This window comes from Paraburkholderia oxyphila NBRC 105797 (genome assembly GCF_000685075.1).
In the GTDB taxonomy this organism is placed as follows: Bacteria; Pseudomonadota; Gammaproteobacteria; order Burkholderiales; family Burkholderiaceae; genus Paraburkholderia; species Paraburkholderia oxyphila.
On record NZ_BAYD01000073.1, the window covers coordinates 18,167 to 44,279 of the forward strand.

The window sequence follows — 26,113 nt, forward strand, 5'->3', positions numbered from 1 at the left end:
AGCGCCTAGAGCGCGAGAAATCCTCCGTCGACGGCAATCTCGGCGCCGGTCACAAAAGACGACCGGTCCGACAGCAGCCACACCACGGTATCCGCGACCTCGTTCGGCGTGCCGAGGCGTCCGATCGGATGCCGCCCTTCCAGCTCCGGCAACAATCCCGAGAATTGTGGCTGCTGGATGAGCGACTCGATCATCGGCGTGCGGATGATGCCCGGCAGCACCGCGTTCACGCGGATACCCCGCGCGCCGTACTCGACCGCGGCGCTCTTTGTGACACCGAGCACCGCGGCTTTCGATGCGCAATACTCCGCCGCGTTCGGAATGGCCACGCGCCCGAGACCCGACGACGTATTGACGATCGCACCGCCACCCGACTTCAGCATGGCGGCAATCTCGTGCTTGAGGCAGAAGAACACACCCTTCAGATTCACGTCGAGCACGAAGTCCCACTGCTCTTGCGTCAACTCGTGCAGCGCGGTATTGCGTTGTTCGACGCCCGCATTGTTGAATGCACCGTCGATACGCCCGAACGCTTCGCGCGCACGCTCGACGAACGCTGCGACATCGGACTCGCGCGCGACGTTCGTCTTCACCGCGATCGCTTTCGCGCCCGATCGCTCGACGCGCTCCGCCGTTTCCAGCAGACCGTCTTCGTCGAGATCGGCCAATGCCAGTGAAGCGCCCGCATCGGCCAGTGCATGGGCCGCCGCCCGCCCGATGCCGCGTCCCGCGCCGGTCACGATCACGACCTTGTCTTCCAATGGCTTGTACATCATCGTCCTCGTGAATGGAGCGTCAGTGAACCGCAGGTGCGAACACGGGCGAAAGATCGGTGTAGATGCGGTAATCGTCGATGCGTCCGTCCTCGATGTGATGCAGGATCACCGAGCACGGCACCTCCACGTCGTTGCCGTCGTGGCGCGTATAGACCGTTTTGAAGCGGAGCACGGTCGTCTCGCCGACCTCCCATTTGCCGGTGATCTCGTGACTGAGGGCCGCGATGCTGGTATAGAAACTGGCCACCCCCTCTCTCACCGCGCCCTTGCCGTTCAGCGGCGAGGCATTGGCGAACTGAAAGACCACGTTATCGGCGAGATTGGCAAGAAAGCCGTCCACGTCCTTCGCGTCGATGTTCGAGAACATCGTTTCGATGTTGCAGCGCATCTCTGTCTCCGTCGTTGATGAATTGTCGTGAGCGCGCGTTGCGCCCTGTTTCAGACTTGCGCGGACAGTTCCTCGCGAATGCGCCGCAAGGTCGTGCGCACCGCATCCAGATAGGCCTGCTCCATGCCGGCCGCGAACTCTGCTTCCTTCGCGCTGCCCGGCTCCACGCCGTCCAGCACGAGATCGAAAGTAAAGCGCAGGACCAGGCTGTGGTCCTTGTCCTCTTCGATGATGTTGCGGATCAATCCCTTCGCATGTCCCGAAAGACGCACGAATTCGACCCGCTCTTCCGGGAAGAAGAGAATCAGCTCGCGCAGCGTCTCCCCGTGCAATACGACCTGGCGAATCAGGCGCTCCGGCTGCTGCTCGACGATGTCGCACTTCGTGATCGCTTCCACGTACGGCACGGCGTTTTCCGCTTTGCGCACCAACCCTTGCCAAACTTGCTGGCGATTCAGGCGAATCTTCTCCGAACCATCGGCGGGATTGACTTCCAGTTTTCGACTGACGCTGATCATTGCTGTCTCCTGTTTGAGTGGATCACATGTGGCAAGGCGATGAGCTCGCTCCATGGCACTGAACCGATTCTAGGAGGCACGCGCCGGAACAACCATCAGTGCGCTCTATTCCGGGGTATCAGTGCGCTCTATGCGGACATTGCGCCTCACGTGCTTCGCGCACGACGCCGCATACGCGTGCCCGGGTCATATAAATCGCATTGAATGCTGCGTATCAATCGCGTTATGTGGATTCGCCCCCACCGCGAACCGAGAATTCCGACACCGTCATTGCGCAGGTCCGTTGCATCGAACACGAACCCAATCGCGCACTGACCCTGCACGCATCGGAACCAGGAGAACACATGTCAAATTCCACGCCGCCACCGTCGAGGGCAGTCGCCATCACCGGCGCCGCTTCGGGGATCGGCGCACAGACTGCGCGCCTGCTCATCGCTCAGGATGTCGAAGTCATCGCGCTCGATCGCCATGCGCCCGATTTCGCTGTCGCGCGCTTCATCCAGGTCGATCTGGCCGATCCTGCATCGATCGACGCCGCAGCCACGCTGCTTCCCGATGCGCTCGCAGGCCTGTGCAATGTCGCGGGCGTGCCGGGCACGGCGGGCGCGGACAAGGTCGCGCGCGTCAACTATCTGGGCCTGCGTCAGCTGACCGAAGCCGCATTGCCGAAGATCGCGCGTAGCGGTTCGATCGTAAACGTCGCTTCCACAGCAGGTCAAAACTGGCAGGACCGGCGTGCGCTTCACGTCGAACTCGCGGCGACGCGCAACTTCGACGATGGCCTCAATTGGCTTGCGCAGCATCCCGTTTCCGACCCAGGCGCCTATGCATACTTCAAGGAAGCGCTGATCGTCTGGACGATGACGCGCGCGGCCGCGCTGCGCAGCGCGGCCGGCATCCGCATCAACTGCATCAGCCCCGGCCCCACGGACACCCCCATTCTCAAGGACTTCCGCGTGACGCTCGGGGCCGCCAACGTCGATGACGCGATCCGGCGCGCGGGCGGCGTCGGCACGCCCTTGGCGATCGCACCCGCGATTGTCTTCCTGCTGCAATCGGAAAGCGCGTGGATCACCGGTGCGAACCTGCCGGTCGACGGCGGCCTGCTCGCCTCGCGTATTCTCGATCCGGTCTGATACACCGCATCCGCTGCGGTCAACTCTCACATCAAAGGAGTCGTTCATGTTCGTCAAAAACGCGTGGTATGTCGCTGGATGGAGCAACGAGATTCAACGCTCGTTGACGCAACGCTGGATCATTGGCGAGCCGCTCGTGCTCTATCGCACGCAGGCGGGCAAGGCCGTGGCGCTCACGGATCGCTGTCCGCATCGGCGTGCCGCGCTGTCGAAGGGCGACCTGATCGGCGACACCGTGCAATGCGGCTATCACGGCGTCACGCTGGATTGCAGCGGCGCTTGCGTCGCGATTCCCGGCCAGCAGCAGATTCCGCCTTCGATGAAAGCCCGCACGTATCCGGTCGCCGAAAAATGGCAATGGGTGTGGGTCTGGATGGGCGACCCCGAGGCCGCCGACGAAGCGCTGATTCCCGACTTGCGCTACAACAGCGAGCCGGGCTGGGTATCGACGGGCGGTTGCATCGACGTGAAGGCAAACTATCAACTGCTCACCGACAATCTGCTCGATCTCACCCACGAAACTTATGTCCATACGCGCACCATCGGCAACTCGGCGATCGTCGAGACGCCGATGACACAACGCATCGAAGGCAACGAAGTGCACGTGCAGCGGGTCATCAAGAACGCGCCGCCGCCGCCGTTGTTCTCGCGCGTGCGCGAGCTGGACGGCAACATCGACCGCTGGCAGGTCATCCGCTTTCAGCCGCCTGCGAGCGTCACGATCGATGCACGCGCCTACCCAGCGGGCGCTGACGAACTGAGCCTGCGCTGGTTCTCCATCAACTCGATCACGCCCGTGGACGCGCGCACGAGCAAGTATTACTGGACCATCACGCGCTGCTTCGCGCAGGACGACGCAGAGATCACGAAGCTCATTCACGATTCCATCTTCACCACCTTCATGGAAGACGTCGAAGTGCTCGAAGCCCAGCAGATCATGATCGACACCGACACCTCGATGCAGGGCGAAGTCGGCGTGCGTGCCGACAGCGGCTCGGTTGCGGCGCGCCGGATTCTCGAGAAGCTCGTACGGCAGGAGTCGACGGCGCTTGCGTCGTGATCGCGACATCGATCAAGCATGACTCGATGTCGCGCCACGGAGTGAAGCCTATGGAAGCCAGTCAACAGCTCGTCGTGTCCAAAGTGATACACGCGACGCCCCGCATTCGCGGATTCGTTCTCCGCCATCCAGAAGGCAAGCCGCTTCCCGCGTTCGAGGCCGGTGCGCATCTCGATGTATCGATTCCGCTCGCATCGGGCGAGATTGCGTTGCGCTCGTATTCGATCGCGAGTTCGCCTGCGGACCGCAGCCACTATCTGCTCGGTGTGCTGCGCGAGGATGCGGGCAAAGGCGGATCGGCGGCAATGCACGCGCATGTCGGCGTGGGTCGCCTGCTGACTTGCAGCCTGCCGAAGAACCACTTTGCGCTCGCGCCCCAGTCGCCCCACTACCTGTTGATCGCGGGCGGTATCGGCATTACGCCGCTGTTGTCGATGGTGCGCGTGCTCGCATCCGCCAAAAGCGATTTCAGCCTTTACTACTGTGTGCGCAACGGAGAAGACGCCGCGTTTCTCGACGAAATCGAACACCTCGCGGGTTGCCGGCTCACGTTGCACTGCGATGGCGGCGATCCATCGCGAAGCGTCGATCTCGACGCATTGCTGCGCGACGCGCCGCCCCGCGCGGATGTCTACGTATGCGGCCCGCGTGGGCTCAACGAAGCGGTCATCGAGGCTGGCAAGCGCGCAAACTGGCCGCCGCAGCGCGTGCACTTCGAGTTCTTCGCGACCGCCGCGCCCGCTGCGAGCGACAGCGCGTTTCGCGTCGTGCTTCAGCAGAGCGGGCAGACGGTCGACGTCGCCCGCGACGAATCGATTCTCGATGCGCTCCTGCGCCACAACGTCGAACCGCTCTACGACTGCAAGCGCGGCGAATGCGGCTTGTGCGCGACGACCGTCATCGAAGGCGACGTGGAGCATCGCGATTACGTGCTCTCGCCCGAGGACAGGAACGAGCGAAATCTGATGTGCGTGTGCGTGTCACGCTCGAAGCGTGGCGACCTGATACTCGATCTTTAAGCAAGGAAGACCATGACATCTTTCAATGAAAGCTTGTTGCGCAATCGCGCCTATGTCGGCGGCGAATGGGTCCCGGCGATTTCCGGCGCGACCTTCGATGTCCGCAATCCCGCGACGAACGAACTCGTCGGCACCGTGCCGCACATGGCGCCCGAAGACGTGGAGCATGCCATCGCCCAGGCGCAGCGCGCCTTCGGCGAATGGAGCGCGCGCTCCGCGAACGAGCGTGCCGAGCCGCTGAAGGCGTGGGCGCAACTGATCGTGCTGCACGCGGCGGATCTCGCCGCCATTCTGACGCGCGAGCAAGGCAAGCCGCTCGCCGACGCGAAGAACGAAGTACTCTTCGCCGCGTCGTTCGTCGAATGGTTCGCGCAGGAAGCGCGCCGCACATACGGAGACGTCATTCCCGCCACGCGCCGCGACACGAGCTTCACCACGGTCAAGGAACCGATCGGCGTCGCGGCCGGCATCACGCCGTGGAACCTGCCGTGCGCGATGGTCACACGCAAAGCGGCGCCAGCCCTCGCCGCCGGTTGCACCATGGTGCTCAAACCTGCCGAGCACACACCGCTGTCCGCGCTCGCACTTTGCGCGCTCGCCGAACGAGCGGGTATTCCGCCTGGCGTGCTCAACGTCGTTACCGCCGAGCGCAGCGCGGCCGAAGCGATCGGCCGTACGCTGAGCACCAGCGCATCGGTCGGCAAGCTGAGCTTCACGGGTTCGACCGCCGTCGGCAAGCTTCTTTTGGCGCAATGCGCAGGCACGATGAAGCGCGTATCGCTCGAACTCGGCGGCAACTCGCCGTTCATCGTCTTCGCCGACGCTGATCTCGACATCGCCGTCTCCAGTGCGCTGTTCGCAAAGTTCCGCAACGCGGGACAGACGTGCATCGCGCCGAACCGCTTCCTGGTTGAAGACTCGGTGCATGACGCGTTCGTCGAGCGGATGCTGGCCGCCATGCATACGTTGAAGGCGGGTGACGGCATGGATCCCGACGTGACGCTCGGCCCGGTCATCAGCGAAGACGCAGTGAAGAAGATCGAACGTCATATCGCGAATGCGCTCGACCGGGGCGCGACACTCGTCGCCGGCGGCAAACGCGTGCACCGCGAAGGTTACTTCTTCGAGCCGACGTTGCTGACCGGCATCACCGCGGATATGGCGATGTCGTGCGAGGAGACTTTCGGTCCCGTGATGGGGCTTGCGACGTTCAGCTCGGAACGCGAGTTGATCGAGCGCGCCAACGCGACGCGCATGGGCCTCGCCTCGTATCTCTTCACCCGCGACGCGTCGCGCGTCCATCGCGTGTCGCACGCGTTGCAAGCGGGCATCGTGGGGGTGAATACCGGCATGATCGCCACCGAAGTCGCGCCGTTCGGCGGCTACAAGGAATCCGGCATCGGACGCGAAGGTGCGCGCGAGGGCATCGACGAATTCATGGAAACAAAGTTCATTTGCCAGGCGTTTGCCGCCTGAGTCGCGCACAAAACACGCAAGTCGGCGCGCTTCTGCGACGCTTCAGCGACGCGGCGCCGACGTGCGTTCACGCTTTTGCGCGCTCACGGGAGGTGCGTGATGGTCGGCCCCGCGTCGCTCTTCCGGCATCGCCTGCACCTTGAACGGCTCGGCAAGAATCTCCAGGTCGTGGTCGCCCGAGGCGGGCTTGCTGATTTCCTTGCGAAAGAGATCGACGATCAGCGAACGGAACCAGCGATTGGCCGGATCGTGATGGTAGCGGTCGTGCCAGTACAGGGCGATTTCGAATGGCTCGAGCCCGAGCGGCTCGGGACGATATATCAGCGGATAGTGACGACAAAGCGTCACCGCGAGGATCTCAGGCGCAACCCAGACGAGATCCGATGCGAGCAGACAATGGGGCGCCGCGAGATATTGAGGAATGCGAACCTTGATGCGCTCCTTCGCGCCCGCCTCGATCAGCGCGCGTTCGAGCAGCAAATGGCCGCTCCCGCCGTATTCGACCAGCAGATGATCGAGCCGCGCAAAGGTCTGCATATCTAGCGGCCCGCGCGCCATTGGATGTCCTTTGCGCATCACGCAGACATAGCGCTGCTTGAAAAGCGGCTTGCGGTGAATGTCCTGCTCGAGCGTCGGCAGATAGCCCAGGGCCACGTCGATGCGGCCATTGCCGAGCGCCGGAATGGTGTCCTCGATGCGAGTAAACATCGTATGCAGCTTGATATCTGGTGCGACGCGATAGAGTTCGCGATAGAGCAGCGGCAGCATCACGACTTCGCCAATATCGCGCGTGCGAATGGTAAATTCGCGCTGCGACTTCTCGGGGCGGAACGGCTGCGGCACGCCCGTGGTCTTGCGGACCAGATTCAGCGATTCGAGCAGCGCTCCCGCGATATCCATCGCGACGGCCGTGGGCTCCATGCGTCGTCCAACAAGCACGAATAGCTTGTCGCCGTACGTCTCGCGCAGTCGCTTGAGCGAGGCGCTCACCGCCGCCTGCGTCAGACCCAGATTGTCGGCAGCCGCCGTGACGGATCTGTCGCGCCACATGGCTTCGAACACGTAGAGTAGATTGAGGTCCTTCATTGCGAGCCGTTAGCCCCCTGTTCATCCCGTGCGAACTGTCCGGCACGCGCATAAATTGAGTTTATATAAGGCGTCAAGCGCGACGCATAGGGGTAAACGCGCTTCATCGCCCCCTTCGCTCGGAAAGCGCCCGCCCGTCCCGTTTCGCGGATCCATAAATCATATTAATACCTGGAAATAATCGCCGTTTGCTCGACGGAGGGTGCGCTGCGGCCCAGAATTCCGGCACATGTATCGCATCGAGAACCGGGAAAGGAGACAGCTCTTGAAAACAGTCGGAATGATCGGCCTGGGGCAGATCGGGCTGCCTGTCGCGACCAATCTGATCGAGGTGGGCGCCCGCGTGCTGGGCGTCGCGCGCACCGGCGCCCAGGCCTTCGCGAAAATCGGCGGCATTGCGCTGGACGATCCCGCGGCCGTGTTGCGGGAAGCGGACGTGGTCCTGCTCTGTCTGCCCAGCGAAGCTGCGCAGCTCGAGGTGCTGGAAGGCGACCGCGGTCTGCTCAAGGCAGGCGTGCGTGGCAAGACGATTGTCGAGCTCGGCACCTACAGCCTTGCGTTCAAGCTCGACATCCAAAAGCGCCTGAACCACGCCGGCCTCGACGTTCTCGAGTGCGAAGTGAGTGGTTCACCGCCCCTCGTGCTGCAAAAAAAGGCGGCTTTGTTCATCGGCGGATCGCAGGACATCTACGCGCGATGCAAGCCCGTGCTGGATCTGATCGCTCCGGCGCAATTCCATCTCGGGCCGTTTGGCGCGGCGTTGAACATGAAGCTCATTGCCAATGCGTTGCTGGCCGTGCACACGCTCGCGGCCGCCGAAGCGATGAATCTCGGCGCGCGCGCGGGCTTCGATCCGAGCGTGGTCGTGGACGCGATCCGGCACAGCGCGGGCGCATCGACGATGTTCAACATCCGCGCACCGTTGATGGCCGCCCGGCAGTTCGAACCCGCGCCCGGTCCGTTCACCACGCTGGATAAGTATTTGCAGCTGGCATCGGAGCTGGCGACGGTTTCCGGCAGCGCGATGCCGCTGTTCTCAATCGCTGCGTCCTATTTTCGCCGCGCAATGCAACAAGGTATCGGCGAGCAGGATATCGCGGCGGTCATCACATTACTCGAGGAAGAATCCGGCGAACCCGTGAGGCACCCTTCATGATTATCGAACAACGAACCTACACCCTGAAGCCTGGATCGGTGCAACCGTTCCTCGCGCTCTATCAGTCCGATGGACTTGACGTGCAAGCCGAAGCGCTCGGCAATCTCCTTGGCTACTTCGTGACCGAGACCGGCGAGCTGAACCGCGTCGTGCAGTTGTGGGGCTTCAGCACATTCGAGGACCGTGTGCAGCGCCGCCGTGCGCTCTCGCAATCCGAAGCGTGGCGCGCATTCCTGGCGAAGGCGGGTGCCTTCGTCACCGGACAGCGCAGCGAATTGCTGATGCCCGCACCCTTTTCTCCCATCCGTTGAGAACGACATGATCCGCAGCCTGAATCACGTTGGATTGATCGTACCGTCGCTTGAAATCGGTCGAGCTTTTTATGAATGCGCCGGGCTGGAAACGCGCGCCTCGGGCCGCGACCTCGTGTGCCGCTGCGAAGGCCGCGACCAGGACCAGATCCGCCTGATCGAAGGGCCGAAAAAGCGGCTCGCCTATGTATCGTTCGGCACGCACGCGGGCGGCCTGAGCGAAGTGCGCGCACGGCTCGAGGCGGCCGATGTCGAAATCGGCCATGCGCCGGTTGAGGTGCCGTTCGGGGGCATCTGGTTCAAGGACCCGGACGGCGACTGGATTAACGTGCAGGAAGCGGACGACGCGCCTTCCACACTGCCGCCGCCGCCCGAGATCAACGCGCCGCAGCGTTACCGGCGCATCGGCGTGCGCGCATGCGATGTGACGTCGTCGCACAAGCGCGCGCGTCCGCGCCGTCTAGGACATCTGATTAAATTCTCGCCGGACGTCGATCGTGCCGTGCGCTTCTACAGCGACGTGCTCGGCCTGCTCGTTTCGGACCGCGCGCTCGACATCCTCGCGTTCATGCGCTCGCCCTTCGGCGGCGATCATCACATGCTCGGCATTGCAAAGTCCTCGCATACGGGGCTCCACCACCTGAGCTTCGAAGTCGGCGATATCGACGAGATCGAAATGGGCGCGCAGCATCTGCTCGCATCGGGCTACAAGGACGGTTTCGGCTTCGGACGGCACGGCGCGGGCTCGAACTATTTTCACTACGTCCGCGATCCGTGGAACAGCCTGATCGAATACTTTTGGGACATCGACGTCATTCCCGAAGGCGCGGACTGGACGCCGATGGGCGCGAGTGAAGACGAAATGCGCGCGGTGCTCGAAGCCGTGTGGTCCGGCACGCCCGCGCCGAAGGATTTCATCATGAATTTCGAGGAACCCGATTGATGGCCGGATTCGCCGCGAACCTCACCCGCTCCTTATCGAAGGCCACCATTCGACCATGAACGATCTCGACGCCATCCTGCGCAATATGCTGAACAAGACGCTCTACGTCGCGCTGCGCAAGCCGCGTAATCTGCATCGCGTGTCCGACGCGCTTCCCCGCCACATCGAATGGATGCTCGACGCGGAGCGCCATGGGGACATCTTCCTGTCGGGGCCGTTCATGGGCGAAGGACAGCCCGGTGAGCACGGCGGCATGACGATACTTCGCGCGCCGTCGCTGGACGGCGCGCAACGGCTGATCGCGGCCGATCCTTTCATTGCCGAAGGCGTATTCGACGCCGAAGTGAAACCCTGGCTTCTGATGGAAGGAAGCCTCACCTGCACGATCCGCCTGTCGAACCAGCGGGCCAGCATCGACTGATAGCCATTCATGACCTACCAGCTTTTTACCTTTGTCGACCGGGCGGGCGCATTGCGGCCCGGACTTCTGCATCGCGGACGGCACTTCGATCTGCACAGGCTCGCTTCCGCTCTGGCGGTTCCGGCGCTCTTCAATCACGCACACGACGGCGTCGATGCCCTGGTCGAGGACTGGCCAGACGCGCATGCGCGGCTCACGACGCTCGTGCAGGCGCTGGCGCGAGAGCCCTGGATCGGCGAGGCCGCGCGCCTGGCGGATGGGACGATTGCGTTTGCGGCCCCCATCACGCGCCCCGGCGTCATCTATGCGTGTGGCGCGAATTATCGGGACCACGTCGAAGCCATGGGCCGCGCGTTCAACACGCCACTCACGCTCGATCCGCGCGCCGCCGGCATCGCGCCATGGCACTTCATCAAGGCGGGACGCGGCACGCTTGCGGGCCATCGGCAGCACGTCGCGCATCCGTGCCACACCGAGCGACTCGACTGGGAAGCTGAACTCGCGGTGATCGTCGGGCGTCCCGCGCAAAATGTCGATGTCACCGATGCGCTCGACTACGTCGCGGGCTACAGCATCGCCAACGATCTTTCGGCGCGCGACAACCTCAGGCGCGACAAGGTCGATCCAGCGTCGCCCTTCCGCTTTGACTGGATCGGCCACAAGTGCTTCACGGGATCCTGTCCTCTTGGACCATACGTCACGCCAGCGGAATTCGTGGTGTCGCCCGAAAAGCTCGGCATCAAGCTGTGGCTCAACGAGACGCTCAAACAGGACTCGAACACTTCGAACCATCTCTATTCCGTTGCTGACCAGATCGCTTACCTCAGTCAGCGGCTAACGCTTTATCCCGGCGACATCATTCTCACGGGCACGCCGGCAGGCGTCGGCATGGAAAGGGGCGAATTCCTCAAACGCGGCGACGTCATGCGCGTATGGATCGAAACATTGGGTGAACTGGAGACGACCATCGTCTGACACTCGAGCGAGCGCGCGGCCCTATGTTCGCGCGCATGCCGGCCGCTGCGCCTCACGCGCCAGCGGCCTAATTCACCTGCTTTTCCCAGGCCTTATCGCCAGCGCCCGCAACTGCCCCGTTCCCATCTTCAACCGAGGAAAGCGCCTCAAGCGACACATCCTTAGTCTCAATCCCGAGCACCCAAACAGCAACCGCAGCAACCGCAAACGAAAGCGCCCCAAGCGTAAACACGCCACCTTGCCCAAACTGCGGCAGCACAACGCCCACGACATAGGGTCCAATAAGCGACCCAACGCGCCCAACAGCCGAAGCAAACCCCGACCCCGTAGCCCGCGCACCGGTCCCATAAAGCTCCGGCGTATACGTATAAAGCGCCGCCCACATAGCAAACAGAAAAAACTGCATCACCAGCCCGGTGCCGATGAGCAACGCGATGCTCGCCCCGTGCAACGCCGTTTGCCCGTACGCGAACGCCATCACCCCGCCCCCCACGAGCGACGCGATGCAAGTAGGCTTACGCCCCCAACGCTCGACGAGCCACGCCGCGCAGAGGAAGCCGGGAATCCCGCCCAGCGAGATCAACACCGTATAGAGCACCGACTTCGTAACCGCGAAACCCGCTTGCTGCAGCAGCGCACCGAGCCACGAGGTGAGCCCATAGAAACCGAGCAACGCAAAGAACCAGAGCAACCAGACCATGACCGTGCGACGCCGGTAAGCGCGACTCCAGATTTCGCGCAGCGCACCGCGCCGATGCGAAACCGCGGGCGAAGCGATCAACGCGGGCGCGGGCAGACTCGACAATCCCACCGAGCGCATCACACGCGCCTCCACCTCCGAGACCACGCGATCCGCGTCGGCCAGCCGCCCACGATGCTCGAGCCAGCGCGGCGACTCCGGCACGATCCGCCGCACGACGAGCACGAACACGGCGGGAATCGCGAGCAAAGCGAACACGGTGCGCCACCCGAGCGCCGGCAGCACGAAATACGCGACGATCCCCGCGGTAATAAAACCGAGCGGCCAGAACCCATCCATCAACGCGACCATGCGCCCGCGCTGCGCAGACGGCACGAACTCGGAAAGCAGCGCCTGCGCAATCGGAAACTCCATGCCCATCCCGAACCCGAGCAGGATCCGGTAGACGATCAACGAATTCACGTCATGCGCCGTCGAGCACAGATACGACGCGACACCCCAGAGCACCATGCTCCACTGAAACACCGGGCGCCGGCCAAAGCGGTCGGCAAGCAGCCCCGCCGCCGCGGCCCCCAGCGTCATGCCGAAGAAACTGGCACTCGCCACAAGCCCCGCCTGCGCGCTCGACAACCCGAACTCCTTCTTGATCGAGCCGAGCACAAAGGTCATCGTGCCGAGATCGACCGAATCGAAGAAGAACGCCAGCGCGATGATGAGAAAGATGAGCTTGTGATAGCCGGAAAACGGCAGGCGTTCGAGCCGTGCGGCCGCGCTCGCGCGCGATGCTGTGGTTGGAGAAGCGGAAACGTTGCGCATGACGTCCTCTAAAAGGGAACGGCTGCGCTACGGGAGGCGGCGCAACCGTTCCCCTCAGTAGACGTGACCAAAATGCCCTGCCATAGAAGCGGAACGGCATGGTGACAGAACGCAGGCGTCATGCGCGCGGGCCATCGCGCCAAATCACCCCATCGCTGCCCCAGGCTGGCGCTCTTCTTGCTTCACTGCATCGACACCGGGCGCACGGCGTCCGACCGCCATGGGCATCACGGATCAGGACGACCGTTCCTTTCCCCCGATGCACGACGCACTACGCCAGCGCATTCTCCACGGCGCCGCCGGAGCCGAAGCGAGCGGTGCGGCACCGGCATTGGCATACCGAACGCCCCGTCCACTTGCGCTACACCTCCGCGCGTCGCTCCAATTTACCCGACGATTGGGCAGACATTTACCGGCACTGAAAACGCTACCAGCCCAGCGAAATTAGCGAAAAAGACTGACGATTGTGTTTCCGTGAATCGATTGTGCTCCCGCACATTATTTCGGATATCTATCTATTTCCCGAAAAATGCAGCACAGCCGATCGATCATCGAGCGCCTCTTTCCAGGGGAATATACGGACGATACACACCCGCCACGCTTGTTGCATAATGACTGCGCGACACTTGCTCGCAACCCTCCTCAAGCCGCCCGCTCCAAGGGCCAAAGACTAAACGCCTGTGCGTCGTGACACCGTAGCGCCCGTCTCGTGAGTTCCGTCGTCCAAGTAAAGGCTGCATTCAGCCGCTTCGTCATTCGTCGTTTGCCGCATTGATCTTGCAAGCCAGGTTTCAGGTTTCTTGCCAACGGCTTTCCGTTGACCCTCGTGCAATGCTGTCCGCAAGCATGCAGCGGAACTGCTGCTGCTTTGCGGCATCCCTTGCCGAATAAACCAACATCGGAGACAGACATGCTCAGCCCCCACGAATTCGCCACCCTGATGCTAGTCAAGGATTCTCCCGACCAAATCGATCTCACGCGTGAAGAGCTGGACGTCTTGCTGGAACGCCAATTGATTGCGATGGAACAGCTCGCGTCCGGCATGCATCGCCCCTGCCTGACTGACGATGGAGACTCCTTGCTTCAGAGCGTCATGCGCATGCACTGAGCGTCTTCTGCGCACAGGGGCCGTATTCGCTCCACGACATGCCCACGGGAGTTTCAAGCGGCAACTCACGCCGAAGGGCCCCGATGCTCCGTCAACCGGTATCGCGCAAGGAAGCGCAAACGCTCTCGATGAGCGCGCTCAATTGCGCGACAGCAAACGGCTTGCGCAACGACGCGCAGGCGAATCCGGCTTCTTCGGTGGCCGGCGCCTCGTTTCCCGAGACAAAGATCACGTTCAGGCCGGGACGCAGCCGCAACGCGGCTCTCGCGAGCTCGATTCCCGACCCGCCAGCCAACGCGATATCGGCAATCAGCACCTGGGCCGCCTGCTTCTCCAATGTGCGCAACGCCTCGCGCTCGTCTGACGCCTGCCGTACTTCGTAGCCCATTTCCACGAGCAACGCGCTCACGGCTTCGCGCGAAGAGGTATCGTCGTCGACGACGAGTATCGACAACGGCCTTTGCGCCCGCGCCGGGCAATCCGGCTGCGCGAGCGCGGGCGGCATCGAATCGGGCCTTCCCAGCAAGTACCGTAATTTTGCCGCAAGCTGCGCGCGGCTATACGGCTTGCTCAGAAGTTGCACCCCCTCGTCGAGGCGGCCGCCATGAACGATGGCGCTTTCCGCATAGCCCGAGGTAAACAGCACCTTGAGGCCGGGCAGCACGCGCACCGCCATGCTGGCCATGGCCGTGCTGCTCAAGGCGCCCGGCATCACGACATCGGAAAACAGCAAATCGATCTTCGCGCCGCTTCTCACGATCACGAGGGCGCTTTGCGCGTCGTCCGCCTTGAGGACGGTGTAGCCCAGTTCGCTGAGCGTCTCGACCACCGCCGATTGAACGTATCGGTCGTCTTCGACAACCAGTATGGTTTCCTTGCCGCCTTCGATTCGCGCGGGCAGTAGCGGCTCGTTCTCGGCCACGCGCTCCATCGACCTCGGCAGCCAGACCTTGACCGTGGTTCCGTTGCCGGGCTCGCTGTAGATGCGCATGTCGCCGCCGCTTTGCTTGACGAAGCCATACGCCATGCTCAGGCCAAGCCCCGTGCCCTCGCCTTCGGGCTTGGTGCTGAAGTACGGCTCGAACGCGCGTTCAAGCACCTCGCGGGGCATGCCGGTCCCGGTATCGGTGACCGCGAGCAGCACGTAGTGTCCCGCTTCGACGCCCCCCGCGAGCGTGCTGCCATGACTGTCGAGCGTCGCGTTCGACAGTTCCAGCGTCAACTTTCCGCCCCCGCGCATGGCATCGCGGCCGTTAATGGCGAGATTGAGCACGACGCTCTCGAGTTGATTGGGATCGACGAGCGTATTCCAGAGGCCGTCGGCGACGGCGGTCTCCACTTCGATCAACTCCCCCAGCGCGCGCCGCAGCATGTCGTCCATATTGCTCAACATGGCCGCGAGATTCACCACACGTGGCTGCAGCGCCTGGCGGCGGCCGAATGCGAGCAGTTGCGAGGCGAGTTTCGCGCCGTGCTCCACGGCGCCGATGGCTTTGTCCAGACGCTCGCGCGATACGGGATCGTGCCCGTGACGCCGTTCGAGCAGTTCGAGATTGCCGCGCAGCACCTGAAGGACGTTGTTGAAATTGTGGGCCACGCCCCCGGTCAGCTTGCCGATCGCTTCCATCTTCTGCGCTTGCAGCAGCGCGGCGCGCGCGCGCTCGAGCTGCTCCTGAGCGGCCTTGCGCTCGGTGACGTCTCGCGTGATCTTCGCGAAGCCCACGAGCTTGCCGTCCTCGTCGCGAATCGCGTCGATCACGACGTTCGCCCAGAAGCGGCTGCCATCCTTGCGTATGCGCCAGCCCTCGGTCTCGAAGCGGCCCTCCTGCGCGGCAATTTGCAGGCCGCGTTCCGGCAGGCCTCGCGCGGCATCTTCAGGCGTGTAAAAGCGCCGGAAATGCGTGCCGATGACTTCGCTCGCCTCGTAGCCCTTGATGCGCGCCGCGCCCATATTCCAGTTCGTCACCTTGCCGTCGGGCGAGAGCATGAATATCGAGTAGTCCGTGACGCCCTGCACGAGCAGCCGGAACTTGCGCTCGCTTTCTCGCAGCGCGTCGTAGGCGAGCCGCTTGTCGGTCACGTCCCGGACGATCTTGGCGAATCCGCCAGGCGTGCCGTCCGGCGCGCGAAGCGGCGTAATCAGAATGCTGGCCCAGAAGCGCGTGCCGTCCTTGCGCACGCGCCAGGCCTCCACAGCGAACTGACCATCGTCGCGGGCTTTCTGCAGCGCCGCCGCGGGAGCGCCCGCCTCCCTGTCCTCGGGTGGATAGAACACCGAAAAGTGCTGCCCGATGATCTCGACAGCACGGTATCCCTTGATACGCTCGGCGCCCGCGTTCCAGCTCGCCACTTCGCCGGTCTTCGTCAAACGGAAAATCGCATACTCGCAAACGCCCGCGATCAGGGTCCGCTCCCAGCAGTCTTCCCGGTTGCTTTCCGAAGCGGGCCGTATTTGACTCATGCGATTCTCCGTGGCGAGGCCGGCCTGCCGCCTCAACGCGTGCCCTCAGCGCCGTAATGCGCCGAACAGCAGACTGACAACGAACAGGATAACGAAAATAAAGAAGAGAATCTTGGCGATACTCGCCGCGCCAGCGGCGATGCCGCCAAACCCCAGGACAGCCGCAACGAGGGCTATCACGAAAAACACGATCGCGTAATAAAGCATTGTCTGGCTCCTTGATAGCGTTGGGCACAGGGCGTCGGCCAGGCCAGACCTGGGGCCTGGGCACGCTAACCCCTACTTCGTGTCGTCACGCGAATGGACACGCAACCTGCGTGCCCTGCGCCGGCGCGGCCGCGTGGGCATAAGGCCAGGCCGTGGCGGGCGCGCACAAAGCAGCGCCTCGCCTTGCGACTTCGAAAGTTACTTTTCAAGGATTACGCGTAATCGCTACAAATTGGGGCCGAGGCGCGCCTCAGCCGCCGGTTTCGGTGATCGCGCTGTACACCAGCGTGCGCAGTTGACGGCGCGCCGGATACGCGCTCGACGGCAGGAGCTGGGTGAGAAACACCACGATCAGGTCCTCGCGCGGATCGACCCAGAAGAAGGTGCTGGCCGCGCCGCCCCAGAAGAAGTCGCCCGCGCTGCCGGGAATCAGCGTGGCCGCAGGCGTGATGGTGGTGGCGAAGCCAAGCCCGAAGCCGACGCCCTCGTAAGTCGCCTCGCTGAACATCGAGCGCGACAGGCGCGGCAGGTCGAGGCCGCCCGGCAGATGGTTGGCCGTCATCAGCGCGAGGGTCTTCGGCCCCAGCAGCCGCACGCCTTCGAGCTCGCCGCCCTGGAGCAGCATGCGCGCGAAGCGCATATAGTCGGCCGCCGTGGACACGAGACCGCCGCCGCCCGAGATGAACGTGGGCGGCTTGAGGTAGGGGCTCGTGCGCGGATCGTCCTGCAGCTCCGGCCCTTGCGCGGAGACCACCTTCGAGCCGAGCGCGCCCACGGCGTAGCACGCGCAAAAGCGCGCCACCTTTTCCTCGGGGACATGAAACGCGGTGTCGACCATGCCCAGGGGATCGAAGATCCGCTCTTTCAGGAAGACATCGAACGGCATGCCGCTGACCTTGCCGACGATATAGCCGAGCACGTCGGTAGCCACGGAATAGTTCCACGCCTCGCCCGGCGAGAATTCCAGCGGCAAGGTGGCGAGCTTCTCGATCATCGCGTCGAGTGTGCCATCGGTTGCGAGCTCACCCACCTTCAGCCGGCGATAGGCCGCGTCCACGTTGGTGTTCTGCTGAAAGCCGTAGGTCAGGCCCGAGGTATGGCGCAGCAGGTCGACCACGAGCATGGGGCGCGTGGGCGGGCGCGTCTGGAAGCTGTCCATGAAGCCGCCCGCGTGTACGCCAAGCTTCTCCCATGCCGGAATGTATTTGCTGACCGGGTCGTCCAGCGCGATCTTGCATTGCTCGACCAGCATCATGACCGCCACCGACGTGATGGGCTTGGTCATCGAGTAGATCCGGAAGATCGAATCCTCGGCGATCGGCACCTGGCGCTCGCGGTCGGCGAAACCGAGCACCGAATTCAGCGCGAGCCCGCCGCGCCGCCATACCTGGGTGACGGCGCCGGCCAGCTTGCCGGTAGCGATATAGGTCTCGTCGACGAAACGCTCGATGCGTTTGAGGCGCTCACTCGACATCCCATGCTTGTCAATGCCTTCCATACCCTGTCTTCTCCTTTGCCTGGCGCCGCTTGCGACTTCTGGGCGAATTCCGAATATCGGTGGGTGAAGCAATGGGATTCAAAATAGCTGTACGCTCGAAAGCGCAACACAATGACGGCTCTTTGAATCGCATTTGACCGGTTGGGCCACAGTATCCGTTATTCGGAGGCTTTCGGCAAAAGACAGGGGCATGCGTGCCGCCGCGAGCGGCGGCTTCTTCAGGGTGCGTCGTGAAAGATCAGTTCCAGGCCGATGCGCTCGCCACTGCGCACGCGGCTGACCGCGTGCTTGAGCTTGACGCGGTAATGGCCGTGCGCGCCTTCAACGGGACGCTGCGCGCTCGCGATGATAGCGGCGTCGCCGAGCGCGAGCGGCACGACCATCGGCCGCGACTGCATGCGCGGGCGCTGCTCGGTCATGACGAATTCGCCGCCCGAAAAGTCCCGCTGCGGCGCGCTCAGCAGCGCGACCACCTGAAGCGGAAACACCTGCTCGCCCTCGTCGTGACGATGCAGCGCGAGACGATCGCCCTCGCGCAGCCGGCTCAGATGCGATTGCGGCCGATGCTGCCCGGCGCGACGGTTCGCATCGAGAAAGGCCTCGAACTCGGCGGGAAAGCGCGTTTCGAGGCCCGCAAGCACCTGCCAGCGGTTCGCCACGGGCACGAGCCAGCGATAGAGCGCTTCGCGCCACGCGTGCAACAGCGGCGGCAGGCTTTCGCCGAAATAGCGCAGTTCCCCGCCGCCCGGCTCCACCGGCGCGAACGCAGCCGGTATGCGCCCGGCATCGCACGTCTCACCGCGCCATGCATCGAAGCCCTGTGCGAGCGCGCGCGCCTCGTGGGGAGCGAAGCAACTGGGCAGCACCGCGTAGCCTTCGGCATCGAGTTGCGCGCCGATGACGCTCGCATCGAAACGCTCGATCATGGCGTGCGCATTCATGCCGCCTCCCCAGCCGATGCCGATGCCGACGGCTCGCGCGCGTCGTGAAAGATCAGCCCGAGCGTGTGCCGCGTGCCGCTGCGCACGACGCTCACGCCATGGCGCATGGCCACCCTGGGCACGCTCGCACGCGCGCGCGTGCGCCCCGCCATGTCCGGCCGTTGATTGACGGCGAACACCACCGCATCGCCCTGCCCCAACGCAACGACATCGGCATGCTGGCCGCGGCTTGCCGTTTCGGTCATCACGAATTCGCCGCCCGTGAAATCGTCGCCCGGCGCCGAAAGCAGAATCGCCACCTGGAGTGGAAACACATGGTCGCCGTAGAGGTCCTGATGCAGGCAGTTGTAGTCTCCCGCGCGGTAGCGGAGCATGAGCGGCGTGGGCCGCGTCTGGCCTGCCGCGTGGCAGCGCGCGAGAAACGCATCGAGCTCGGCGGGATACTGGATGTCGAGGCCCATCTGCCGGTTCCAGCGGTTGGCGATGGGCGCGAGGCGGCGGTACAGCGCGTGGCGCAAGCGTTCGAGCAACGGCGGCAACGGATAGGCGAAGTACTTGTACTCGCCCCGCCCGAAGTTGTGACGCGCCATCACGATGCGCGAACGAAAGCAGTCGTCGCGCGCATACAGTGCGGCCAGCTGCTCGCACTGCCCGGCGTGAAGCACGGACGGCAGCACCGCATTGCCGTGGCGATCGAGCGACGCGGCCGCGTCCGCCCAGATCGCGTCCCAGTGTGCTGCCTGCTTCGCATCGGCCATGGCCTTGATTCCGGTGATTGATCGAACCCGTCCAGTCTAGCGCTGCCATGGCCGCATGAAACTCCGCACCTTGCGCTGCAATTGCTTGCGCGCAGCGCCGCCGGGGCTCCAGGCGAACTAGAACTAGCAATGTTAGTATATGGCCCGCCGTATAGGCCCATTACTTCAGTCATGACCGACCCGTTCTCCCCTCGCGCGGCCACGCCTGCGCGTGCAAGCAATTCACCGCGCTTCCTGCTGGCCCTGATCTGCCTGTATGCGTCGGCGGGCCAGCTCGCGATCGACATCTACGTCCCCGCGCTGCCCGCGATGGCGCGCTACTTCGCGACCTCGCCGCAGGCGATCCAGTCGAGCGTGTCCGGCTACATGGCCGCATACGCGCTCGGCCAGCTCATCTTCGGCCCGATCGCCGATGCCCATGGGCGCAAGCGCGTGCTCGCGTTCGGGCTCGTGGTCTACACGATCGGCTGCGTGCTCTCGCTCGGCGCGCCCAATCTGGAGACGTTCGTGCTGGCGCGCTGCTTGCAGGGCTTCGGCATCGCCACGACGAACCTGCTCGCCAAGGCGATCATCACCGACACGTTCCGCGGCAAGGCGCTCATGCATGCGTTCACCTATATGTCGATCACGTGGGGGCTCGCGCCGATCGTCGCGCCCGTGATCGGCGCGCACCTGCAGACGTGGTTCGGCTGGCAGGCGTGCCTCGTGTTCCTGCTGCTCTATTCGCTCGCGATGTGGGCGCTGCTGTGGCGCTATCGCGAGACGCTGCCGCAGCCCGTGCACCTGGAGCTGCGCACGCTCATGACGAACGCGGGCAAGGTGCTGGCGAGCCCGGTGTTCCAGAGCTGCTTTCTCGCCCAGGGACTGTGCTACAGCATCCTGCTCGTGTTCAATATCGTCGGGCCGTTCATGGTGCTGAACACGCTGCACAAGCCGCCGACCTATTTCGGCTACCTCGCGCTTGGCATCGGCATGATGTACTTCCTTGGCGGCCTGTCGAACCGGGTGCATGGCCCGGGCCTGCCGAGCGCCGAGCGGCGGCTGCAGATCGGCTCGCGCGTGATGGCGGGTGCCGCGATCGCGATGCTCGTGCTCGCGCTGACCGTGGGCCTGCAGGTCTGGACGCTCGCGACGCCGGTGCTCGTGATGGGGCTGTGCGCGGGCGCGATGTATCCGACGCTGATGGCCAAGGGCAATTCGCTGTTCCCGCACATCGCGGGCCTGACGAGCGCGATACTCGGGTGCGCGCTCCTGCTCGTTTCCTCCGCGATGATGGGGCTCGCGGGCTTCGTCTCGGTGCATGTGCTCACGCCGCTTGCCGTGTTCTTCGTGATCCTCGCGGTCACCGTCGTCGTGATGGTGACGAAGCTGCTGCGCTATCTGGAGCGGATGGAATCCGAAGCGCTCGCGAAAGGCCGCGAAGAAGCCGTGTGAGCGGCGCCCCGGGACAACGACGTCTCACGTAGCGCCACGCAGCATTTCGAATTCGTCGACGAGAACCAGCAGCTGCGTCATGAGCCGGGACTTCTGCTCGCTCGGCGCCTGATTCCAGAGATGGTCGAGCCACGCGGCGGCCAGTCTGTACTCTTCATGCGTGAGCGGATCGGCACCCGCTTCTGCGCGCGCATGCGCGATGTCTTTATTCCTGCGGGAGACCGGAATGCGCTGCCGCGACGGCGCTTCCGGTAGAAGGCTCAAGCGAGATCCGAAAATGGACACCGGTCGTGCTCCTGGACGGTTCATAGGTTTTCTTCAATACTACGCAGTACGGAGTGAATCGGCGGCTGCACCTCGCGCTGGCACGGCATCCCGAGCTCAGCGCAGGGGCAGCCGCACCCGGGCCACGAGGCCGCGCGGCCTGTTCGCAAGCAGTTCGAGCGTACCGTCATGCTGCTTCGCGATCCGCTCCGCAATGGCCAGGCCGAGGCCCGAGCCGTTGCGCTGCTCGCTCTGCGGGCCGCGCCGGAACGGCTGCTTCATCAGCGGCAACAGCTCGGCCGGCACGCCGGGGCCCTGGTCCTCGACATCGATCGTCACGCAGCCATCCGCCACCCGGGTCCTGACCGCCAGCCCGACACGGCCGTACACGACCGCGTTCTGCATCAGGTTCATCAACAGCCGCTGCATCCCCGTGGGCCGAAAAGCGAACTCGGGCAGCGCCTCCAGCGAGAGGTCGAAGACATACTCGAGCCCGACGTAGTCGGCCGCGAGACGCTCGATCAGCGCATTGAGGTCGCCGCGCTTCGCGGGCTCGCTGTCCCAGCCGCGCGCGAAATCGATGAACTGCTGCACGATCAGGTCGATTTCCTCGACGAAGCGCTCCGCGCTCTCCGCCGGCGCTTCGACGGACTCCGGCGCCTCGAGCACCATGCGCAGCTTGGTGAGCGGCGTGCGGATGTCGTGCGAGATGCCTGCCAGCATCTGCGCGCGGGTCGTCTCCAGCTCCTGGAGCGACGCCGCCATCCGGTTGAATGCGTCCGCAACCATCGCCAGCTCGTGCGCGCCTTCGACGGGCACGGCCTCGGGCCACGCCCCATGCTCGATCGTGTCCGCCGCGCGCGCAAGACGCATCAGCAGCCGCTCGACGGGCCGATGAATCAGGAAGGCCACCAGCGCCGGCACCGTGGCGATACACAGCAGCAGGCTGATGAGCGTCCACGGCAGGCTCGGAATCGCATTCGGCGCGCCCGCGAGCACCATCCAGTAGTACGCGTCGTCCACGCGCAGGCGGACCCAGACACGCTGCGCGCTGCCTTGCTCGAAGCGAATCTGGTCGCCGGCGCCGAGTTCGTGCGCCAGCCGCGAGACGAAATAGCGGGCGACGAGGCCCACCGGCAGCGGCTGCGCGGCATTCGCCGGCGGCACCTCGCCTTGCGATACGCCATTGATCGCCAGCAGCTGCTGCTCGCGCGCCGCTGGCGGCAGCGCGGCGAGCAGCCGGCTCGCCGTGCGTATTTGCGAAGCGATGAGCGCCGCCGCCTCGTCCACGCGCGGGCGCTGGACGAAGAACAGATAAACGGCGCCCGCAAAAATCTGGCTCGTCAGCACCAGCACGATCAGCGCCAGCACGTTGCGCACCAGTAACGAGCGATACCAGCCGAACATGGCCCTCCCCAATGGATGCCGGATAGTCAACGGCGGCACGATACGGTGTTGCATATCGGGCCGCGCAATCATCCGAGCTTATACAACGAACGTGGCAAGGCAATCCTGCATGCCGCTCAGGCCCAGTGTCCGGGCATCCAGCACCAGGTCACGCCACGCGCAACCCAGTGCCCCGGCATCCAGCGATAGCCGGGCCGCACGGCCTGCCAGTGCCCAGGCACCCAGGCATACGCGCCCGCGCACCATAGCCAGTGACCGGGGTCCCAGACATAACCGGGCCGCGCCACCGGCACCGGCTCGAAACGAACCGGCGGAGGCGGCACGGGCGCCACCAGCACCGCCTGTGCAAATACCGCCGATGCGCCGAGCGCCGCCAGAACAGCCGCGCCCGCGCGAACAAGATTGCGTTTTTTCATACGAGGTCACTTTCTCTTCGAACAGGACAGGCACGCAATATAAGCGCTGGCGCCAATACAACCTGCAACGAGTCATGTCATCCGGTTACAGCGCCCCGCATCGGACAATCAAACAATCAGGCATCGAGCTTCGCGACGAGCATATAGCCCACGCCCCATACCGTGCGGATATGGCGAGGCGAAGAGGCATCCGCCTCGATGATCTTGCGCAGGCGCAGCACCTGGACATCGATACTGCGCGTGTTCGCTTCGTACAGACGCCCATGGGCGCGCTCGATCAGGTTCTCGCGGCTGACCGGCCGGTTCGGCGTCTCGGCCAGCGCGCACAGCAGCCGCATCTCCGCCGCGCCGACTTCGATCGGCTCGCCCTCGAGCGTCAGCTCCTGGGCATGCGGCTTGAGCAGATAGTCGCCAATGCGCAGCGCGAGCACGTCATCGTCGCCCATCGCGCTCGCCATCGCGCCGTGCTGCCGCGCGAACAGCTGCTGGCGTCGCAGCATCGCGCGCACGCGTGCGACCAGCTCGCTCGGCAAGAACGGCTTGCCGAGATAATCGTCGGCGCCCATTTCGAGGCCGACGACGCGGTCGATTGGATCGCCGCGCGCGGTCAGCATCAGGATGGGGATCATCTGCCCCTGGCTGCGCAGACGCCTGCAGATCGACAGGCCGTCTTCGCCGGGCATCATGATGTCGAGAATCAGGAGGTCGAACGGATGCCGCTCGAGAAACGTATCGAGCTGGTTGCTGTCTCGCGCCGCGCGCACCTCGAAACCCTGTGCGCTCAGAAAGCGTTGCAGCATATTGCGAATCTCGAGGTCGTCGTCGAGCACGAGAATACGGCCTCGGGGAGCGGGGTTCATCGTCTGTTCGTCGGCCGGTTTGGGTGGCGGCATGGCGGTACGGGGCGCTCGCGGCAAGAGGAATGGATACGAGTGTAGAACCCGATGCCAACCGGTGCACGGCACGCGCGCGGTGTGCGAGCGCGCGCGTGACATGAGCATCGCGGTCGGCGGTTCAATATGGGGCGTAATAATACTGGGCCGGCGCGTAAACCACGGCCGGCGCGGGCGCGACGACGACCGCGCGCGTCACCTGGGGCGCCGCGATCGTGTTGCCCTTTGCGGTGATGCACTGCGCGTACGCGTTGTCGTATTGGCGCTGCAGCGCCGCTTCGCTGCCGGCGTACTGGTTACGGCCCGCCGCGCTGCCGAGCAGCAGGCCGGCCCCTGCCCCGATTGCCGCGCCGGCGCCGGCATTGCCCGCCCCTGCGCCAATCAGGGCCCCGGCCGCCGCGCCGCCGGCCGCGCCCAGTGCCGGAGCGGCCAGCGCGGAGTTCACCACGGCCGGCGACGAGGCAACCGGATTGACGATCTGCGCCGCGTAGGTGCGGCACGCGTAATCGTCTTGCTGGAACGCGGCGATGGTCTTGCCCTGCGCGGGCAGCGCCATCACGGTTGGAGAGCTGGGCGGCACGACTGCGCACCCGGCAAGAGACGCCAACGCCATGGCGGCGGCAAGCGCGGACTGATGCTTGAATAATTTCATGGCACGACAAGTTCCGTTTCAGTGCATGGCCAGCTAAAAGCGCAAGCATGCGCACGGCAATGCGATATCGATTCGATCAGGCTTGATGGGCTTAACGCGTACGCGCAGCGCGTGACGCTTGCGCGGATCTGCGGAGTTGCCGCGCTATCGCACGACCACGACGCCGCGTCCCCAGTAGCCGTATCCGCCACGAACGACGACGGCGGGCGGACGCGCGACGTAGACAGGCGCGGGCACGACCGCGGGTGGCGGGACCACGACCGGCGCGGCAACGACAGCGGCGGGCACGGCGACAACCGGTGCAGGCACCGGAGCAACCACGTAAGCAGGCGCGGGAACGGCAACGACCGGCGCGGGCGCCATTGGAATGCTGATGCCCACCGCAACGCTGGTTGCCGACGCATAGCGAGCAATGCACGCGCCGACGAGGCCAATGGCAAACGAGACGAGAGAACGGATTTTCATGGCAGCTCCTGAATGGATGGACAACGGTCGCAGGCCTTGGGCGCGACGGTGGTCACACCTTAGAGAAGCGGCACATTCCAGGCTATTCAAAAGTTATGTCAACGTGTGTCGATGCGGCATGGGGCGCAATAAAGCGAATCCGCTTTGGCAAAAGCGGATTTTCGAAGGGGGTGTGCATCGGGCGGTACATCGAGATGATGGGGAAGGCGACGACTAGCGGCGACATCATGAGTCGTCGTCTGGACGGCGGGCAGACCGCGCCGGTTCCTTGCATGTCAGCTGGCTTGAAGCGCGGCGCGCCCTTTCAAAGCCGGATTGAAACAAACGTGATTGCAGGCGGATTTATTGACCCCGCTTTTTCGCGAATTGAGCGATGTCGTCGAGCGTCACATAGCCCTTGTGGGTCGCGTCGATCTGATCGAAATTCTTGGCGACGAGCGGCATGCCGGCTTGTGCCTCGGCTTTGGTGAGCTTGCCATCGTGATTGGTGTCGGCCGCTTCGAAGCGCGACTGCAGTTGTTGCATCCTGGCGTCCTGGGCGAAAGCGGAAGTGGCCATGGAAGTCGCCATCAGCGCCGCGGCCAACATCAGACAAATGCGTTTCATTTTCTCTCCATGAAGAACGATGCAGCGATTCAGGGCTCGCTTGGCGTGCAAGTGTAATCGCGGCCTCCGGCGAGCGGTTTACTGAATCGTTGGAAAAGGATGTCAAGGTATGTCATGCAGGGGGGATGTTGGTGGCGGCCGAACATCTGGTGCCGATTAGGGGGCATCCTGGCGTTGTGATGCCCGGGTTTTCGTTGGGGGGCCTCCTGGCGTTGGCCTTAA

Annotated in this window: 28 protein-coding genes; 11 read left to right on the forward strand and 17 right to left on the reverse strand. The window is 64.1% G+C overall.

The annotated features are described in order from the left end of the window. Positions 1 to 5: 5 nt before the first annotated feature. From BO1_RS33410 to BO1_RS33420, 3 genes are read right to left on the reverse strand one after another with little or no spacing between them, the layout of a single operon-like run. A complete protein-coding gene (locus tag BO1_RS33410; RefSeq protein WP_028221279.1) occupies positions 6 to 773 on the reverse strand; it encodes an SDR family NAD(P)-dependent oxidoreductase in 768 nt (255 codons plus the stop codon). A 22-nt stretch (positions 774 to 795) separates the two neighbouring features. Next, positions 796 to 1,164 carry a nuclear transport factor 2 family protein gene (locus tag BO1_RS33415; RefSeq protein WP_028221280.1) on the reverse strand — a complete coding sequence of 123 codons (369 nt, stop codon included), beginning with the start codon at positions 1,162 to 1,164 and terminating at the stop codon, positions 796 to 798. 50 nt (positions 1,165 to 1,214) lie between these two features. Further along, on the reverse strand, positions 1,215 to 1,682 hold the full coding sequence (locus BO1_RS33420; protein ID WP_028221281.1) for an SRPBCC family protein: 468 nt from the start codon (positions 1,680 to 1,682) through the stop codon (positions 1,215 to 1,217). A 344-nt stretch (positions 1,683 to 2,026) separates the two neighbouring features. On the opposite strand from BO1_RS33420, the gene BO1_RS33425 reads away from it, so the two are divergent. The 4 genes from BO1_RS33425 to BO1_RS33440 are packed head-to-tail and all read left to right on the forward strand — an operon-like array spanning position 2,027 to position 6,373. Beyond that, a complete protein-coding gene (locus tag BO1_RS33425) occupies positions 2,027 to 2,818 on the forward strand; it encodes a coniferyl-alcohol dehydrogenase (protein WP_028221282.1) in 792 nt (263 codons plus the stop codon). Between the two features lie 46 nt (positions 2,819 to 2,864). Beyond that, positions 2,865 to 3,878 (forward strand): aromatic ring-hydroxylating dioxygenase subunit alpha, encoded by a 1,014-nt coding sequence (locus tag BO1_RS33430; protein ID WP_028221283.1) that lies wholly within the window; start codon positions 2,865 to 2,867, stop codon positions 3,876 to 3,878. 50 nt (positions 3,879 to 3,928) lie between these two features. Further along, on the forward strand, positions 3,929 to 4,897 hold the full coding sequence (locus BO1_RS33435) for a PDR/VanB family oxidoreductase (protein ID WP_043287636.1): 969 nt from the start codon (positions 3,929 to 3,931) through the stop codon (positions 4,895 to 4,897). A gap of 12 nt (positions 4,898 to 4,909) precedes the next feature. Further along, positions 4,910 to 6,373 carry an NAD-dependent succinate-semialdehyde dehydrogenase gene (locus BO1_RS33440; protein WP_028221285.1) on the forward strand — a complete coding sequence of 488 codons (1,464 nt, stop codon included), beginning with the start codon at positions 4,910 to 4,912 and terminating at the stop codon, positions 6,371 to 6,373. Positions 6,374 to 6,415: 42 nt separating this feature from the next. Here BO1_RS33440 and BO1_RS53810 read toward each other — a convergent pair whose 3' ends face one another. After that, entirely contained in the window at positions 6,416 to 7,459 is a 1,044-nt protein-coding gene (locus tag BO1_RS53810; protein WP_084688392.1) for a LysR family transcriptional regulator, read from the reverse strand. A gap of 265 nt (positions 7,460 to 7,724) precedes the next feature. Between BO1_RS53810 and BO1_RS33450 the strand changes: the two genes are divergently transcribed. The 5 genes from BO1_RS33450 to BO1_RS33470 are packed head-to-tail and all read left to right on the forward strand — an operon-like array spanning position 7,725 to position 11,265. After that, the gene (locus BO1_RS33450; protein WP_028221286.1) at positions 7,725 to 8,615 is read left to right on the forward strand and encodes an NAD(P)-dependent oxidoreductase; all 891 of its coding nucleotides are present in this window, start codon (positions 7,725 to 7,727) and stop codon (positions 8,613 to 8,615) included. Then, positions 8,612 to 8,926: an NIPSNAP family protein gene (locus BO1_RS33455; protein WP_028221287.1), complete on the forward strand. Its 315-nt coding sequence runs from the start codon at positions 8,612 to 8,614 to the stop codon at positions 8,924 to 8,926. Before BO1_RS33450 ends, BO1_RS33455 begins: the two co-directional genes overlap by 4 nt. Before the next feature lie 7 nt (positions 8,927 to 8,933). Then, on the forward strand, positions 8,934 to 9,869 hold the full coding sequence (locus BO1_RS33460; protein ID WP_028221288.1) for a VOC family protein: 936 nt from the start codon (positions 8,934 to 8,936) through the stop codon (positions 9,867 to 9,869). Between the two features lie 55 nt (positions 9,870 to 9,924). Next, positions 9,925 to 10,290 carry a YciI family protein gene (locus BO1_RS33465; RefSeq protein WP_028221289.1) on the forward strand — a complete coding sequence of 122 codons (366 nt, stop codon included), beginning with the start codon at positions 9,925 to 9,927 and terminating at the stop codon, positions 10,288 to 10,290. A gap of 9 nt (positions 10,291 to 10,299) precedes the next feature. Next, positions 10,300 to 11,265 (forward strand): fumarylacetoacetate hydrolase family protein, encoded by a 966-nt coding sequence (locus tag BO1_RS33470; protein ID WP_028221290.1) that lies wholly within the window; start codon positions 10,300 to 10,302, stop codon positions 11,263 to 11,265. A 67-nt stretch (positions 11,266 to 11,332) separates the two neighbouring features. Here the strand turns inward: BO1_RS33470 and BO1_RS33475 are convergent, their stop codons facing one another. Continuing rightward, positions 11,333 to 12,781, reverse strand: coding sequence for an MFS transporter (locus BO1_RS33475; protein ID WP_028221291.1), 1,449 nt, complete (start codon positions 12,779 to 12,781; stop codon positions 11,333 to 11,335). Between the two features lie 910 nt (positions 12,782 to 13,691). Between BO1_RS33475 and BO1_RS33480 the strand changes: the two genes are divergently transcribed. Next, positions 13,692 to 13,889 (forward strand): hypothetical protein, encoded by a 198-nt coding sequence (locus BO1_RS33480; RefSeq protein WP_028221292.1) that lies wholly within the window; start codon positions 13,692 to 13,694, stop codon positions 13,887 to 13,889. A 91-nt stretch (positions 13,890 to 13,980) separates the two neighbouring features. Here the strand turns inward: BO1_RS33480 and BO1_RS33485 are convergent, their stop codons facing one another. The 5 genes from BO1_RS33485 to BO1_RS53815 all read right to left on the reverse strand — a co-directional run bounded on the left by BO1_RS33485 (position 13,981) and on the right by BO1_RS53815 (position 19,754). Then, entirely contained in the window at positions 13,981 to 16,350 is a 2,370-nt protein-coding gene (locus BO1_RS33485) for a PAS domain S-box protein (RefSeq protein WP_028221293.1), read from the reverse strand. 45 nt (positions 16,351 to 16,395) lie between these two features. Continuing rightward, positions 16,396 to 16,557 carry a DUF1328 domain-containing protein gene (locus tag BO1_RS58260; protein WP_028221294.1) on the reverse strand — a complete coding sequence of 54 codons (162 nt, stop codon included), beginning with the start codon at positions 16,555 to 16,557 and terminating at the stop codon, positions 16,396 to 16,398. 250 nt (positions 16,558 to 16,807) lie between these two features. Further along, positions 16,808 to 18,055, reverse strand: a complete 1,248-nt coding sequence (locus BO1_RS33495; protein WP_028221295.1) for a serine hydrolase domain-containing protein — start codon at positions 18,053 to 18,055, stop codon at positions 16,808 to 16,810. Positions 18,056 to 18,273: 218 nt separating this feature from the next. After that, complete coding sequence (locus BO1_RS33500; RefSeq protein ID WP_028221296.1) at positions 18,274 to 18,996, reverse strand: 2OG-Fe(II) oxygenase; 723 nt, start codon at positions 18,994 to 18,996, stop codon at positions 18,274 to 18,276. Continuing rightward, a complete protein-coding gene (locus tag BO1_RS53815) occupies positions 18,993 to 19,754 on the reverse strand; it encodes a 2OG-Fe(II) oxygenase (protein WP_043287630.1) in 762 nt (253 codons plus the stop codon). The genes BO1_RS33500 and BO1_RS53815 overlap by 4 nt, the downstream gene beginning before the upstream one ends. Positions 19,755 to 19,925: 171 nt before the next feature. Between BO1_RS53815 and BO1_RS33510 the strand changes: the two genes are divergently transcribed. Then, on the forward strand, positions 19,926 to 21,188 hold the full coding sequence (locus tag BO1_RS33510) for a multidrug effflux MFS transporter (RefSeq protein WP_028221297.1): 1,263 nt from the start codon (positions 19,926 to 19,928) through the stop codon (positions 21,186 to 21,188). Between the two features lie 24 nt (positions 21,189 to 21,212). Here the strand turns inward: BO1_RS33510 and BO1_RS33515 are convergent, their stop codons facing one another. The 7 genes from BO1_RS33515 to BO1_RS33545 all read right to left on the reverse strand — a co-directional run bounded on the left by BO1_RS33515 (position 21,213) and on the right by BO1_RS33545 (position 25,891). Then, positions 21,213 to 21,452: a hypothetical protein gene (locus BO1_RS33515; RefSeq protein WP_028221298.1), complete on the reverse strand. Its 240-nt coding sequence runs from the start codon at positions 21,450 to 21,452 to the stop codon at positions 21,213 to 21,215. Between the two features lie 117 nt (positions 21,453 to 21,569). Then, complete coding sequence (locus BO1_RS33520; RefSeq protein WP_028221299.1) at positions 21,570 to 22,859, reverse strand: ATP-binding protein; 1,290 nt, start codon at positions 22,857 to 22,859, stop codon at positions 21,570 to 21,572. Positions 22,860 to 22,975: 116 nt separating this feature from the next. Further along, positions 22,976 to 23,275, reverse strand: a complete 300-nt coding sequence (locus BO1_RS33525) for a YXWGXW repeat-containing protein (protein ID WP_028221300.1) — start codon at positions 23,273 to 23,275, stop codon at positions 22,976 to 22,978. 116 nt (positions 23,276 to 23,391) lie between these two features. Next, entirely contained in the window at positions 23,392 to 24,135 is a 744-nt protein-coding gene (locus tag BO1_RS33530; RefSeq protein WP_028221301.1) for a response regulator, read from the reverse strand. A 154-nt stretch (positions 24,136 to 24,289) separates the two neighbouring features. Continuing rightward, positions 24,290 to 24,820, reverse strand: coding sequence for a glycine zipper family protein (locus BO1_RS33535; protein WP_028221302.1), 531 nt, complete (start codon positions 24,818 to 24,820; stop codon positions 24,290 to 24,292). Between the two features lie 144 nt (positions 24,821 to 24,964). Further along, the gene (locus BO1_RS60635) at positions 24,965 to 25,285 is read right to left on the reverse strand and encodes a hypothetical protein (protein WP_028221303.1); all 321 of its coding nucleotides are present in this window, start codon (positions 25,283 to 25,285) and stop codon (positions 24,965 to 24,967) included. 342 nt (positions 25,286 to 25,627) lie between these two features. Next, entirely contained in the window at positions 25,628 to 25,891 is a 264-nt protein-coding gene (locus BO1_RS33545; RefSeq protein WP_028221304.1) for an EF-hand domain-containing protein, read from the reverse strand. Positions 25,892 to 26,113: the final 222 nt, after the last annotated feature.

Bases quoted from the DNA above. Each gene is read 5' to 3' on its own strand.
- BO1_RS33410 (WP_028221279.1), bottom strand. From the start codon at position 773: ATGTACAAGCCATTGGAAGACAAGGTCGTGATCGTGACCGGCGCGGGA.
- BO1_RS33415 (WP_028221280.1), bottom strand. From the start codon at position 1,164: ATGCGCTGCAACATCGAAACGATGTTCTCGAACATCGACGCGAAGGAC.
- BO1_RS33420 (WP_028221281.1), bottom strand. From the start codon at position 1,682: ATGATCAGCGTCAGTCGAAAACTGGAAGTCAATCCCGCCGATGGTTCG.
- BO1_RS33425 (WP_028221282.1), top strand. From the start codon at position 2,027: ATGTCAAATTCCACGCCGCCACCGTCGAGGGCAGTCGCCATCACCGGC.
- BO1_RS33430 (WP_028221283.1), top strand. From the start codon at position 2,865: ATGTTCGTCAAAAACGCGTGGTATGTCGCTGGATGGAGCAACGAGATT.
- BO1_RS33435 (WP_043287636.1), top strand. From the start codon at position 3,929: ATGGAAGCCAGTCAACAGCTCGTCGTGTCCAAAGTGATACACGCGACG.
- BO1_RS33440 (WP_028221285.1), top strand. From the start codon at position 4,910: ATGACATCTTTCAATGAAAGCTTGTTGCGCAATCGCGCCTATGTCGGC.
- BO1_RS53810 (WP_084688392.1), bottom strand. From the start codon at position 7,459: ATGAAGGACCTCAATCTACTCTACGTGTTCGAAGCCATGTGGCGCGAC.
- BO1_RS33455 (WP_028221287.1), top strand. From the start codon at position 8,612: ATGATTATCGAACAACGAACCTACACCCTGAAGCCTGGATCGGTGCAA.
- BO1_RS33460 (WP_028221288.1), top strand. From the start codon at position 8,934: ATGATCCGCAGCCTGAATCACGTTGGATTGATCGTACCGTCGCTTGAA.
- BO1_RS33465 (WP_028221289.1), top strand. From the start codon at position 9,925: ATGAACGATCTCGACGCCATCCTGCGCAATATGCTGAACAAGACGCTC.
- BO1_RS33470 (WP_028221290.1), top strand. From the start codon at position 10,300: ATGACCTACCAGCTTTTTACCTTTGTCGACCGGGCGGGCGCATTGCGG.
- BO1_RS33475 (WP_028221291.1), bottom strand. From the start codon at position 12,781: ATGCGCAACGTTTCCGCTTCTCCAACCACAGCATCGCGCGCGAGCGCG.
- BO1_RS33480 (WP_028221292.1), top strand. From the start codon at position 13,692: ATGCTCAGCCCCCACGAATTCGCCACCCTGATGCTAGTCAAGGATTCT.
- BO1_RS33485 (WP_028221293.1), bottom strand. From the start codon at position 16,350: ATGAGTCAAATACGGCCCGCTTCGGAAAGCAACCGGGAAGACTGCTGG.
- BO1_RS58260 (WP_028221294.1), bottom strand. From the start codon at position 16,557: ATGCTTTATTACGCGATCGTGTTTTTCGTGATAGCCCTCGTTGCGGCT.
- BO1_RS33495 (WP_028221295.1), bottom strand. From the start codon at position 18,055: ATGGAAGGCATTGACAAGCATGGGATGTCGAGTGAGCGCCTCAAACGC.
- BO1_RS33500 (WP_028221296.1), bottom strand. From the start codon at position 18,996: ATGAATGCGCACGCCATGATCGAGCGTTTCGATGCGAGCGTCATCGGC.
- BO1_RS53815 (WP_043287630.1), bottom strand. From the start codon at position 19,754: ATGGCCGATGCGAAGCAGGCAGCACACTGGGACGCGATCTGGGCGGAC.
- BO1_RS33510 (WP_028221297.1), top strand. From the start codon at position 19,926: ATGACCGACCCGTTCTCCCCTCGCGCGGCCACGCCTGCGCGTGCAAGC.
- BO1_RS33520 (WP_028221299.1), bottom strand. From the start codon at position 22,859: ATGTTCGGCTGGTATCGCTCGTTACTGGTGCGCAACGTGCTGGCGCTG.
- BO1_RS33525 (WP_028221300.1), bottom strand. From the start codon at position 23,275: ATGAAAAAACGCAATCTTGTTCGCGCGGGCGCGGCTGTTCTGGCGGCG.
- BO1_RS33530 (WP_028221301.1), bottom strand. From the start codon at position 24,135: ATGAACCCCGCTCCCCGAGGCCGTATTCTCGTGCTCGACGACGACCTC.
- BO1_RS33535 (WP_028221302.1), bottom strand. From the start codon at position 24,820: ATGAAATTATTCAAGCATCAGTCCGCGCTTGCCGCCGCCATGGCGTTG.
- BO1_RS60635 (WP_028221303.1), bottom strand. From the start codon at position 25,285: ATGAAAATCCGTTCTCTCGTCTCGTTTGCCATTGGCCTCGTCGGCGCG.
- BO1_RS33545 (WP_028221304.1), bottom strand. From the start codon at position 25,891: ATGAAACGCATTTGTCTGATGTTGGCCGCGGCGCTGATGGCGACTTCC.